Origin of the sequence: Affinundibacterium fentianense (assembly GCF_018139545.1) — a bacterium.
GTDB lineage: Bacteria > Pseudomonadota > Gammaproteobacteria > Burkholderiales > Burkholderiaceae_D > Undibacterium > Undibacterium fentianense.
In genome coordinates this window covers 305,869-318,512 of the sequence record NZ_JAGSPJ010000004.1, presented here as the reverse complement: position 1 = coordinate 318,512, position 12,644 = coordinate 305,869, and the positions used below count along the sequence as shown (strand labels likewise).

Genomic DNA, 12,644 nt, shown 5'->3' with positions numbered 1-12,644 from the left:
AAGTAAGAATAAGAATTTCAGGAGACACAATATGGCAAGTCAAATCGGTAGCGCAATGTCCAAGCAGGACACGGGGGCATTTCCAAGTACAACAGGAAATCACACGTCCGCATTAGTCATCGTGACGATACTATTTTTTATGTGGGGTTTGCTGACATCCTTAAATGACGTCTTGATTCCTCATCTGAAAGCCGTGTATACCCTCACGTATGTGCAAGCCATGCTAGTGCAATTTTGCTTTTTTGGTGCTTACTTTATCGTTTCGTGGCCAGCAGGAATATTGATTAAGCGGATAGGTTATCAACGCGGAGCCGTCGCAGGTTTGGTGATTGCTGCATGCGGTTGCGCCTTGTTCTATCCTGCAGCGACTAGGGGTTACGGTCTATTCTTGTTGGCATTTTTTGTTCTTGCCGCTGGGATCACTATTTTGCAGGTCGCAGCAAATCCGTATGTGACAGTGTTGGGTGACCCAAAGACTGCCTCCAGTCGTTTGACCTTAACACAAGCCTTTAATTCTTTGGGAACCACCGTTGCTCCCGCAATCGGCGGCTTATTGATTCTATCCACCACGGTGATGACGGCAGCGCAGTTTGATGCCTTACCAGTGGCCCAGCAAGTCGCCCACAAGGCGCAAGAAGCTGCAGCTGTGCAAGGACCCTATTTGGCGCTCGCCGCGGCACTTTTGGGTCTGGCCGGTTTATTTGCGTTGGCACGTCTACCGCAAATTGCGCATCAAGAAGAAACGGTGTTGACACCACAATCCACCGCAGAGAGGAATTCGGTCTTTGCACATCGTCACCTCGTGCTCGGGGCGATCGGGATCTTTTTGTATGTTGGTGGCGAAGTGAGTATTGGTAGTTTTCTGATCAATTTCATGGGTGAGCCGAACGTTGCTGCGCTGAGTGCTGCGGATGCGGCGCAATATGTGAGTTACTACTGGGGTGGTGCGATGGTAGGACGATTTATTGGGTTTGTCGTGATGCGTCAAGTGAGTCCTGGAAAAGCATTGGCCTTTAACGCAGCGTGTTCGATCGCATTGATTTTGACAGCAATTTTGGGTAGCGGCAGCCTCGCAATGTGGGCAATTATTGCGGTCGGACTGTGTAACTCGATTATGTTTCCAACGATTTTTAGTATGGCTTTGAAGGACCTTGGTGCACTAACTGGTCAAGGCTCCGGCGTCCTCTGTATGGCCATCGTCGGTGGCGCGATTGTGCCATTCATTCAAGGTTTCTTGGCTGACCAGATAGGATTGCAGTGGTCATTTTTTGTCCCCGCAGCATGCTATGTATTCATCGCTTATTTTGGCCTGAAATATGCAGGTATGTACGACAAATCATCGACTTAAAATTTGATCGCTATTGGTTCTTTGCAGGTCGTCGCACTAAAGCTTTGTGTGACACCTCTAGGAAGAATCGCAATACAGTACTATAAGGAATGATCCATGCCAGAACAAACCGCCTTAGCCCAGCAATTTCCACCTCAATTCGTATGGGGTGTGGCGACGAGTGCTTATCAGATTGAAGGCGCAGCAACCGAGGGAGGGCGGGCTCCTTCTATTTGGGATACCTTTAGCCATACACCTGGCAAAATTTTGGATCATAGCAATGGTGACGTCGCATGCGACCATTATCATCGCTACGCCGAAGACGTTGAGCATATCGCGAATCTCGGTCTTGATGCCTACCGCTTTTCGGTTTCTTGGTCACGCGTGCAGCCAGATGGTAGTGGCGCATGGAATGAAGAAGGAATGGAATTCTATGCTCGTTTGATCCAAGCGCTTGCGCAGAAAAATATTCGCGCGCATATGACTTTGTATCACTGGGATTTACCGCAAGCCCTGCAAGAACAAGGCGGGTGGCTAAACCGCCAAACAGCGCAGCACTTCGCACGCTATGCGCAGGAAATGGCTGCGCGATTTGGTAATCAACTCGCGAGTATCGCTACGCATAATGAGCCTTGGTGTACTGCGAACTTGGGACATGGAACGGGTCAGTTTGCGCCAGGCATGCAGGATGAAGTCGCTGCACTGCAGGTTTCGCATCATCTTTTGCTTTCACATGGATTGGCGATACAGGCGATGCGTGCTCAAAATATCAGTGCCCAATTAGGGATTGTTTTGAATCAATGGACCGCTGATCCTGCGACTGATAGTGAAGCCGATTGTGCCGCAGCCGCTTGGGAGTACGCACGTTCCGTACAATGGTTTATGGATCCGATTTTTCGTGGACATTATCCTGAACTTGCACTTGCAAAGATCGATCGGAGTCGATTTTTAGTTGAACCTGAGGATATGCAAGTGATTCAACAGCCTTTGGATTTCTTGGGGGTGAATTACTACTTTCGTGCCTACATTAGTACCGAAACCCCGCCACGCATTCCGGCGGCGACCTTAGGTTTGACCGACATGGGATGGGAGATTTATCCCGAAGGACTGAGTCGCTTGCTGATCGGCATTCACCAAGAATACAAAGATCTCGGTTTGCCGCCAATTTATATTACGGAAAATGGCATGGCTGTTGCGGATCAATTGGTCGGCGAGCAAATTCATGATGCAGCTCGTATCGATTATATGCAACGCCATTTTCAAGAAGTCGCAAAAGCAATTGCCGCAGGCGTCAATATTCAAGGATTTTTCTATTGGAGTTTGCTCGATAATTTCGAGTGGAATTCAGGCTACTTACGCCGTTTTGGTTTGATCTATGTGGATTATGTTAGCCAACGAAGAATCTGGAAAGACAGTGCGATTTGGTTTAAGAGTTTTGTACAAAAATTTAAAACTAGACGTAGGTAGACAGGGGCAAATTAGAGACAAATCAGAAGCAAATCAAACCTAGGCGATGGGAGAAATTAGCATGTGGCAAAAGATTTTAATCGGAGTAAGCCTAGTCTTGACAGCGGTTTCCGCGTCTGCAGAACTCTCATCACAAGTATCGATTATTCCCTTACCGAAATCGCTGAAAATTGAGAAAGGGTATTTTACTTTCCATCAAGATACGGCGATTTATGCGAGCGACGCTGCCAGCCTGAGCAATGCAAAACTTCTGCAACAAGCTTTGATGCAAACGCAAGGGAGGCAACTGCAGGTCGTGTCTGGCCATCCACAAGTCAACCAGAAAAATGTCATTCTTTTTTCCAGTATAGAGCGGGCAACTTCGACGGGAGCGGAACAAAAGGAAGCCTATCAGCTCATCATACAGCGTGGTCGAATTTCGATTCAAGGCAGTACTGCTGGCCAGTTCTATGCCATCCAAAGCTTGTTGCAGATGCTGCCGCTCAAAGCGTCAAACACATTGCGTTTGCCCGCTATGACTATGCAAGATCAACCGCGCTTCGCTTGGCGCGGCTTACATTTGGATGTAGGCCGTCACATGTTTAGTGTGGAGTTTATTAAGTCGCTACTTGATCAAATGGCGATCTATAAGATGAATACCTTTCATTGGCATCTGACGGAAGATCAGGGCTGGCGCATCGAGATTAAGAAGTATCCAAAGTTGACCGAAGTTGGCGCATTTCGCAAAGAGACGATGAAAGAGCGCAATTTCGATCCGTATATCGGTGATGGTAAAGCCTACGGTGGCTTTTATACGCAAGAGCAAATTAAAGATATCGTTGCTTACGCCCAGACGAAACATATCGAGGTGGTGCCCGAAATTGAATTGCCAGGTCACTCATTGGCTGCGTTAGCGGCTTATCCGGAATTAGCCTGCACGCCGGGTCCCTTTGAAGTCGGCACGGTTTGGGGCGTGATCGACGACATACTTTGTCCTAGCGAAAAGACATTTGAATTTTTGAACAATGTGCTAGGGGAAGTGATGGATTTATTTCCTAGTCAATACATACACATTGGCGGAGATGAAGCACCGAAGACGCGTTGGAAGGCGAGTTCTATCGCGCAAGCTGTAATGCAGCGAGAAGGGCTAGCCAGTGAAGAAGAATTGCAAAGTTATTTTATTCGGCGAGTGGGCCAATTTATTCATAGCAAAGGCAAGCGTATGATAGGTTGGGATGAAATTTTGGAAGGTGGTTTAGCACCGAATGCGACCGTGATGTCTTGGCGCGGTGAAGCGGGTGGGATCGCCGCAGCAAAGGAAGGGCATGAGGTTATTATGACGCCAACAGCATGGTGCTACTTCGATGCGGGTCAGGGACCCAAAGAGCAAGAATTATGGCAACTTGGCGGCGACATACCCATTCAAAAGGTCTATTCCTATAACCCTGTGCCGAGTGTACTGAGCGTATCGCAACAGCGCCTGATTCGCGGCGTGCAAGCGAATGTTTGGACCGAATATTTACCCACTGAAGAGAAAGTCGAATACATGGTCTTTCCGCGCTTGCTGGCGATGGCTGAGGTGGCATGGAGTGAACAAGCGCAACGCGACTTCGCCCAATTCGAGGCTCGTCTAGAGGCACACTATCCACGCTTAAGTTCGCACAAAATTCGGTATCGGATCCCGCGTCCATATGGATTAGATCAGGTGCAGTGGATGGGACAACATGCAAAGATTCAATTGCGTTCCCCTGTTCAGCATAGCCGCTTATATGTCAGCCTTGATGGCAGCATCCCTGACGAAAAGACTGCATTGACTGCGTTAACTTTACGATTCCGTGTTGATGCATCAAAACCAGTTACCGTAAAAGTCTTGACGGTGTTACCGGATGGTCGGCGCAGTGCGATACAACAAGCTAGGGTTCCTACATCTGCCACTCCGCAAAATAGCCCATAGTGTGTAAATAGTGAGCCAAGAATGAGGCGAAATCACTGCATTTTCTCCTATGCGGTGCAAGCAATCGCTCCATCGATTGCTTGTTCTTGATCTCGCTCCGCCAAGGCTAACTTGCGGATGAGATTGCTGAGTAGTACTTAAGGCATTAAACTATTTCAAGCACGATACAGGGACTCCCTATCACCCGCTAGTGATGAGGCGCGTATCCGATTGCGATTTGGATCTGTTTTCTCCGTATTCATCTGTGCCGGATTGACCGACGTGGAGGGCGTCGCAATCCGAGTTGAATCCACTGAAAGCGGTGTTGAGTATTTGCCGATACAATGGATGGATAGCGTGGTATCAAGCGCAAGCTATGCCTTGATGGGCAAAATCTTCGAATGAGCCGGAGTACATCTATTGAAGTTATTGTTGATTTCACTGTTATCATTTTTGTTTTTGCTGCCGCAGCTCGGGTTTGCCACGTCTAATTCCGTACTCAAAGTGGTGACGAGTGATTTGAATTTTCCCTACAATTTCGTCAAGGATCAGCGTGTACAAGGTCTAAGTGTCGATGTCGCAGAAGATCTCGCACGCCGCATGGGAATGCGCTTGGAAGTTGAGCTAGTGCCGTGGACACGCGCCCTGCATACTGCACGGATGCAATCATCGGTGATGTTGTTCACCGTTGCCCGAATTCCCGAGCGCGAAGAAAATTATTATTGGATTGGTCCAGTGACGCGCAGTGAAGAATGGCTATACAAATTAAAACGCCGATCCGAAATCAAGGTGCGGCGTTTAGACGATGTGCGCCAATATCTCGTCGGTGACGAAGCGAACAACGCCAGTCTTCCTGTTTTCGCGCGAATAGGGGTCAAAGTGGACACCGCACCTTCAATGTTGTCGAACTGCCGAAAGTTGAAGGCTGGTCGGGTTGATTTGATTCCTTTCGATCCTGATGGGATTGCAGCATTTGGTGCCGCATGTGATTTGAAGCCAGAGGAACTAGAAAAAACAGTGCAAGTGCCGCGTGATACGGCATTGTATTTTGCGTTTGGTAAAAGCACGCCAATAGGGTTTATTCGTCGCGTTGAAACTACTTTTGCAGAGATGGTGAAAGATAAAACCTTGATAAAAATGAGTAAGCGATGGAAAGTGGACGCATCAAAGAAATGATCGTCTAAGCCGTATTGCCCTTGGTTTAATTCTAAATGCAGGCTGCTAAGTTGACTCTGGCCTGTGCTTCCAAGCGTTCATGAAAATGCGCCGTGCCATAAATTTGTGGTCGATCCAAAAAATTTCTTAATACCGCTTTGCGTTTCGAGCGATAGATCCATTTTGGAACCCAGTGATATTCAAGTCCAACTTGCGTATCATACTCTGCAAATCGAGCTGGGTTCGCCCCCAGTATTGATAAATCAATGTCCACTAATAGCCGTTGATCTGACTCGCTTGGTTCGGCTTGATGGCAGGTCGCCATAATCAAACTCCCTACACGCGATAATTGCTCATCGCTAGCACCAGCGCAGGACAGCACTTCTAGCGCCCAATCGGCACTGCGTTTTTCATTGTCATTCGCTCGTAATTCGTACACGGCATCGTGAAACCACAAAGCGATTTCAACTTCTCCTGGAAACTTTACTAGATCCACGACTTCCGAAAAGTACGTTAAACATTCCTGTAAATGTTGGCAAGTATGATAATGCCTGTGAGACTGACTGTAGGCTGCGACTAGCTTCGCAGCTGTATTCTTTGGCGGGCATAATTCTAGATTCGACCAAGCGCGCTGCCAAGAGAGATTGAAAAGTTCTGCGGAGTGGTAAAGCATTGAAAGAGCCCTCGACTGTTGTCGTTCAAGAGAGGCAGTTAGTTGCAGCAGATACGCTTGAGTATTGGTAATTTTGCTTAGTTGGTTCACTGATTAAAACAATGCACGAAGGATCGATCTTGTCTTCTCCATTTGGTCTTGCGTGGTAATACACGTCGGCAAAGCTTACTGCGCGCAATATGCCTCGTTACTTGGGGCCCTGCTTGTTAGATCAAGTTGTTAGTGTGTGAAAGGGATGCTTTGGCGGTGCCGAAGGATTGATCTATGAAATTTCTTGTATCGCTGAAACGACCTTGATCTGAGTCGAAGCAATACGCCGCGACCAGCATTGCACCCAATATGCAGAGTGCAATGAGTGACGAACGCATCGAACGCAATATCAAGACGCAGTCTGCAATGGCAAAGTGCGCGGTTTTTGCAGACGCGCAACGCCAAAGTCGATCAAATAGGTGACAGCAAAACAGAGGAAGATGATGCTATGTGAGCCATACCAATGTGACATGTAGGCATCAAATTCTAGGCCAATGTATAAGGCCCCAGCGGCTATCGTGATGACGCTCAAAATACAAGCGAGGAGGCTAACGATCATAAATCGAATCGAAAGTGGGCGGTTCGTCGTCGTTGTTTTGTCGGATGGATTCATCATTTTTCAAGATTGCGTGAAGTGGCGTGTTGTAGGAATATCTGCGTCGTCGTTAATTTGACTTAATCTATTGTCCAGTTCTCTTAGCGGTGCTCTCATTGCCTTTGATTCCTTCCGCTGCTCGCGTTCTTTTGCTGGCTGCAATCAGGATAGTCGATACCGTCGCAAGTAAGCACATATTGCGTATCCACCCGAGTTCAAAGTCGCTGAATTTGAGCAGAGTCGGTAGCGTGGTCGAAACAAGAGTGGATAAGAATAGAACTCCAGCACCAACGATACCAAGATTAATTAAAATGATAGTTTTATTCAAGGTCATAGGATTGCTCTGGTCGAATTTTTGGGCCTCAGTCGGAATGGCATTCACATTTCTTTTGTTTCATTGAACAGCAGTCGATTCGAAAACGGATCGGTCACGGTGAAAGTGCGATCACCCCAACTGGCCATTTCGATAGTGGGTCGATTGTATTTATAGGGACGAGCGTTGATCGCCTCGAACCATTTCTCGAAATGTTTGACTCGAACAAATATTTTGCTACCGGGAGTGCAATCACCAGAGTGCTCGCTCAGGTGCAAGACGAATTCACCATTCGATACTTGCATGTAAATCGGCATCCCCGCTTCAAAGCGATGTTCCCAATCCAGCTGCATACCGAGGAAATCTAGATAAAATTCCTTGGCTTTGTCTTCGTCAAAAATACGTAAAATAGGGATGGTTTGAAATTCCATTGCTAATCCTGTCAAACAATACATGGAAAGTGATTTGCCATCTTGGTTTAAGGCATACGGGCGAAAAATAGCATGCCCCATAAACCCATCACTGCCAAAAAGTTAATGGTAAAAACAAGTCCGCGTAGGCGAATATTGTTCGTCCCGATTTGAATCATGCTGTGCAATATGCGTCCAATGATGAACAGCCAAGCCAAGACACTGACCACAGTATCATAAGGATTGTTTGTGGTTGTCATCATGAAAATGAGGCACGCGATGTGAAAGAATAAGGGCCATTCAAATTGATTGGATAAATTGGCGCTTATTTTCGGTTCATACATAGCCCAAGGATTCGATCCATCTTGACGAGCGCCAATACCCCAAACTTTAGGTGCTCGCACAAGTGTCAGTAGCCCATACAGCAGCGCGGCCAGCAGGACATGTGCAGTCATTGGAAGCAGAAGTGTTTGTGACATCCTGTTGTCTCGCTTGATTTAGGTTGAGTTCATTCATTACATCGAGATCACGGGTTTGCGTCAAAAATCAAACTTTATTGGTTTAATTGTTGAAGAAATGATAAACAGGGCTTAGTATAGCTTTGGATAATCTATTTGCAATCATTTTTTGTGGCAAGCGGCGTCCTTGCGTGCTTCGAGAAAAACTTTGCTGTATCTGCTTTACGTCCACCTCAATTTCTACCCACAACCCTTAGTAAGGAAAATAATGGAACTCGAAGCACAGGTAACTGGCCACCACACATATGGGCGGTCTCGTGAGAAATTTATTGCAAAGACGTTTAATCATTTAGGCGGCGCTATCGTCGCGTTCACTGCACTAGAAATGTTGTTTTTTGCAACAGGGCTGTCTGAATCCATTGCTAATGCGATTTTCCAGTTGCCCTGGCTTGCGATCATCGGCGCTTTTATGTTGATAAGTTGGTTGGCGTCACGTACTGCCCACACCGTTGAAAGTAAAGCTTTGCAATACGCTGCATTGGCGACTTTCATTTTGGCGGAAGCAATCATCTTCGTTCCTTTGCTGTATATCGCTGACAGCTATGCACCTGGCGTGATCACTAATGCCGCTGTCATTACACTGGTCGCAACAGTGGCACTCATCGCGATTGCTTATACGTCTCGTAAGGATTTTAGTTTCTTGGGAACGGTTCTCAAGTGGGGCGGATTATTGGCTTTGATCTTGGTCGTTTCCGGCTTGGTTTTTGGCTTCCAACTCGGTATGTTTTTTAGCGTCGCGATGGTGGCTTTTGCTGGGGGGGCGATTTTGTATGACGCCTCGAATATTATTCATCACTATGATGAAGAGCGTTACGTGGGCGCAGCTTTGGAATTGTTCGCCTCCGTTGCGCTGATGTTCTGGTATGTATTACGCATACTCACCGCATCGCGTGACTAATTCGTTTGTGGCCCCAGCACCGGTCAAAAATTCGCTCAGCAGTGGTGGTGCAACGCACGCTTGAACGAGTCAAAAAGGATTTGTAAATGTGACGGAAGCACAAACTGATTGTTCAATTACTACGAAATTATGGGTACATTTCGAGGAATTTTACTTCAGTCCGATTCAGTATCGTAGGCGAATCGTGCAAGGATCGAGCAGTCTTCTATTCAAGACGGATACAATCGATTCCAATCTAGATGCTGGATTATCTATTGTATCCAAGTTTTGGTCAGAACTATTGATTAAGTTACTTTACTTTAATGAGTTAATTTTTTGAGAAGTCATACAATTTTGGGTAGTCCCTGTGGTTTGCTGGATTCCTCAAACAATTGCTTCTCAAGCTCGATCGCCCCCTTCTTCTCTGAAATAAGTTGAACAAACATTTCAGTGGCAGGGTGGGCGTCGAGCCCAACAACTTGTTTGCGAAACTTTTCAAGCATCTTCCAGCCTCGCTTCAGATCGACCAAGTAGCTCAGTTGTTCTTCGATAATATGATTGTCGGCGATGCCATGTCGCCACGCCGCCAACGTGATCTCAAAGGCATTTAGATGGCGGATGCAATGATTTCTTAGTCGTATCGCATGTTCTGGCGAAAGCAAATAGAAGTCACCATCCTCGAGAAGCACATCTTCTGGCGCAATGCCCAACGCCACGTCAGCAATGGCTCGATATTGTTTAGAAAGCTTAATGCCTTTATTTTCTTTAAGTGCTTCTAATTGCTCGTCTGAAAATGTTTCTACTAGGCGGCGCGTAGATGTGATGTTCTCTGTCAAATGGTTGTTCCAATCTCGGAGGTCTTCGACAGCTCTATGACGTCTACTGCGTTCGTGATCAGTTTTAATTTGCGTTCGAAGAAGTGATACTTGTTTTAATGCGACAAGCGCGATAATCGCTGTTACGACGCTGGCGACAGCTTGAATTGCTGATGAAATATCCTGGGTCAAGATAGCCTCCTATATAAGAATGTCAAATTGCAAACCATTATGAACTTCAAAAATTTCCAAACGCCTCGTTGAGGTTCTCAAGTCTGAAGAAAAATAGTGAAATTTACTTTCTTAACTTGCAATATGCCACAGAGCGTCTTTTTGAAGCAAGTGCGATGCGCAGTTCTGCTTTTGGGAGGAAGTGCTGTCTTTACTCTTATTTCGTAACGATGAAGTGTTTGCTAGACTTCTATGACTTTACTCAAAGCTTGGCTCCAAATTTTTACTTTAACTTTGTATAAATGTTCATCAATCCCTTTTTTTAATTGCGCTGGAAGTCAACAACCTGATTGAGCAACAACGGACTATTTTGCCCAATCATTCTTGGACACATCATCATTTGATTCCTAAATTCAGAGACTCTTAAGTCAGCAGTTTGGTGAAATGTTGATTTAAATTCTAAGCTCGGTACACACCCCAACTAAGTGACCTTTCATTGGGCTGATTAAGGGCAAATCAGCGACTGAGCAAATACGGTCAGCACTACCTACTAGGCGAGAGTTCAAGCTTCGAGTCGACTTCTTTTCTTTGCATATTGCTTTTGGCAACCATAAAGGTGCCTGAAAAAGTGATCTGACATGAAAAAATTTTTTGATGGACACCCTATAAGTTCGTTGTGAAAGTGTTTTTCAAGGATTTTGCGCATTTATTAAACAATTCGGGAACTGCAAAATTTCATAATTCGGCATTTTAGAACCAAGGGGGGCGTTCCAATAGTTCGTCTAAGTACACTAAGTTAATTTAGTGATGTTTTTGTTTGCGCGTAGTTCTGTTGTCTTGCCCTTGGCAGTCGAACGGCCTTTGACATTTTACATATACGGTTTGGGCCTAGATCAGGGATAATATCGAATTACCTCTATTGCTCTCTGAAAGTCGCTATGTCTAATCAATTTGCCCCGCTCAAAAATGACACATTTTTACGCGCTTTGTTGCGTCAGGAAACGGATTACACCCCTTTGTGGTTGATGCGCCAAGCTGGACGCTATTTGCCTGAGTATCGTGCGACGCGCAAGGGGGCGGGCTCGTTTATGAGTTTGGCGAAAAATCCTGATTTTGCGACCGAAGTGACCATTCAGCCTTTGGATCGCTTTAAGCTCGATGCGGCTATTTTGTTCTCGGACATTTTGACCGTGCCTGATGCGATGGGCTTGGGTTTGTACTTTGAAGAGGGGGAGGGGCCAAAGTTTGAACGTCCCCTTAAAGACGAACAATCGATTTTGGATTTGAAAGTGCCGGAAGAAGGCAGCTTGCAATATGTGTTTGACGCAGTCACGCAGATCCGCCGTACGCTAGATGGCCGTGTGCCTTTGATCGGTTTTTCTGGCAGTCCTTGGACTTTGGCATGTTACATGGTGGAAGGTCAGGGTTCGCGTGAGTTTCATGGAGTCAAGACTTTGATGTACAAGCGCCCCGATTTGATGGATCGTATTTTGCGTTTGAATGCTGAAGCCGTCGCAAGTTATTTGAATGCTCAGATTGACGCGGGTGCTCAGGCGGTCATGATATTTGATAGCTGGGGGGGGGCACTAGCGGATGGCGCCTACCAACGATTCTCGTTGAAGTACATGCAGGATGTCGTTAGCAAATTACAAAAAGAAAAAGATGGTCAACGCATACCTTGTATCGTGTTTACCAAAGGTGGTGGATTATGGTTGGAACAAATTGCTGACATTGGTGCTGATGCGCTTGGCTTGGATTGGACGGTGAACTTAGGTCAGGCTCGCGAGCGTGTCGGCGGCAAAGTTGCATTACAAGGCAATCTCGATCCAGCGGTCTTGTTTGCAGAACCAGACCAAATTCGCAAAGAGGTCACGGCAGCATTGCATTCTTACGGCAAACCAAGTGCCGGTCATGGCCATGTCTTCAATTTGGGCCATGGTATTTCTCAATTTACCTCACCTGACGCGGTGAGTGTGTTGGTCGAAACGGTGCATGAAGTGAGTCGTCAACAACGCCAGTCTTAAGTCGTGTTGGCCTTTTAATTCCAATTTGCGCACAATCCAGTTTGCTTATGCCAGTATGAGGCATGCGTGATACTGGTGTGAAATTGGTTCGCGTCTGGCTTGGAAGTGTTGCGCGGATTTTGCGTTACTCGATGAATCGAGACTGGGCATCGATCGCAATATCGAATGATCAAGCTTGATTCATCGTCATGTTGCTACGCAAAACATCGTAACGATGCTGCTTAGCAGCCAGAACAGCGTAGAGAGCAAATGAATTCGCGGTGGATAAGTCAGAATTTCGGCTAGATATTTTGGTAGTTATTCACAAAAAAAGACACACAAAAAAATAATATGGAAATTTGTTTTTTGCTTCAAATA

At 46.3% G+C, this 12,644-nt stretch carries 12 protein-coding genes; 6 read left to right on the top strand and 6 right to left on the bottom strand.

What is annotated here, in order from left to right:
- Positions 1-55: 55 nt before the first annotated feature.
- From KDM90_RS11185 to KDM90_RS11170, 4 genes are all read left to right on the top strand, one after another.
- A complete protein-coding gene (locus tag KDM90_RS11185; RefSeq protein ID WP_212675842.1) occupies positions 56-1,348 on the top strand; it encodes a sugar MFS transporter in 1,293 nt (430 codons plus the stop codon).
- 96 nt (positions 1,349-1,444) lie between these two features.
- A complete protein-coding gene (locus KDM90_RS11180; RefSeq protein ID WP_212675688.1) occupies positions 1,445-2,794 on the top strand; it encodes a GH1 family beta-glucosidase in 1,350 nt (449 codons plus the stop codon).
- Positions 2,795-2,855: 61 nt separating this feature from the next.
- Positions 2,856-4,727 carry a beta-N-acetylhexosaminidase gene (locus KDM90_RS11175; protein ID WP_212675687.1) on the top strand — a complete coding sequence of 624 codons (1,872 nt, stop codon included), beginning with the start codon at positions 2,856-2,858 and terminating at the stop codon, positions 4,725-4,727.
- Positions 4,728-5,138: 411 nt separating this feature from the next.
- Positions 5,139-5,882, top strand: coding sequence for a substrate-binding periplasmic protein (locus KDM90_RS11170; RefSeq protein ID WP_212675686.1), 744 nt, complete (start codon positions 5,139-5,141; stop codon positions 5,880-5,882).
- Between the two features lie 31 nt (positions 5,883-5,913).
- Here KDM90_RS11170 and KDM90_RS11165 read toward each other — a convergent pair whose 3' ends face one another.
- The 5 genes from KDM90_RS11165 to KDM90_RS11145 form a co-directional block, all read right to left on the bottom strand.
- Positions 5,914-6,534, bottom strand: coding sequence for an HD domain-containing protein (locus KDM90_RS11165; RefSeq protein ID WP_212675685.1), 621 nt, complete (start codon positions 6,532-6,534; stop codon positions 5,914-5,916).
- A gap of 379 nt (positions 6,535-6,913) precedes the next feature.
- Positions 6,914-7,180, bottom strand: a complete 267-nt coding sequence (locus tag KDM90_RS11160) for a hypothetical protein (protein ID WP_212675684.1) — start codon at positions 7,178-7,180, stop codon at positions 6,914-6,916.
- A gap of 64 nt (positions 7,181-7,244) precedes the next feature.
- A complete protein-coding gene (locus tag KDM90_RS11155) occupies positions 7,245-7,493 on the bottom strand; it encodes a hypothetical protein (RefSeq protein ID WP_212675683.1) in 249 nt (82 codons plus the stop codon).
- 44 nt (positions 7,494-7,537) lie between these two features.
- A complete protein-coding gene (locus KDM90_RS11150) occupies positions 7,538-7,903 on the bottom strand; it encodes a glyoxalase superfamily protein (RefSeq protein WP_212675682.1) in 366 nt (121 codons plus the stop codon).
- Between the two features lie 47 nt (positions 7,904-7,950).
- Positions 7,951-8,361: an MAPEG family protein gene (locus tag KDM90_RS11145; protein ID WP_212675681.1), complete on the bottom strand. Its 411-nt coding sequence runs from the start codon at positions 8,359-8,361 to the stop codon at positions 7,951-7,953.
- Positions 8,362-8,608: 247 nt separating this feature from the next.
- On the opposite strand from KDM90_RS11145, the gene KDM90_RS11140 reads away from it, so the two are divergent.
- Complete coding sequence (locus KDM90_RS11140) at positions 8,609-9,298, top strand: Bax inhibitor-1/YccA family protein (protein ID WP_212675680.1); 690 nt, start codon at positions 8,609-8,611, stop codon at positions 9,296-9,298.
- A gap of 323 nt (positions 9,299-9,621) precedes the next feature.
- Here the strand turns inward: KDM90_RS11140 and KDM90_RS11135 are convergent, their stop codons facing one another.
- Complete coding sequence (locus tag KDM90_RS11135) at positions 9,622-10,284, bottom strand: hypothetical protein (RefSeq protein ID WP_212675679.1); 663 nt, start codon at positions 10,282-10,284, stop codon at positions 9,622-9,624.
- Between the two features lie 917 nt (positions 10,285-11,201).
- Between KDM90_RS11135 and hemE the strand changes: the two genes are divergently transcribed.
- Entirely contained in the window at positions 11,202-12,287 is a 1,086-nt protein-coding gene (gene hemE, locus KDM90_RS11130) for a uroporphyrinogen decarboxylase (protein ID WP_212675678.1), read from the top strand.
- The last annotated feature ends 357 nt before the right edge of the window (positions 12,288-12,644 follow it).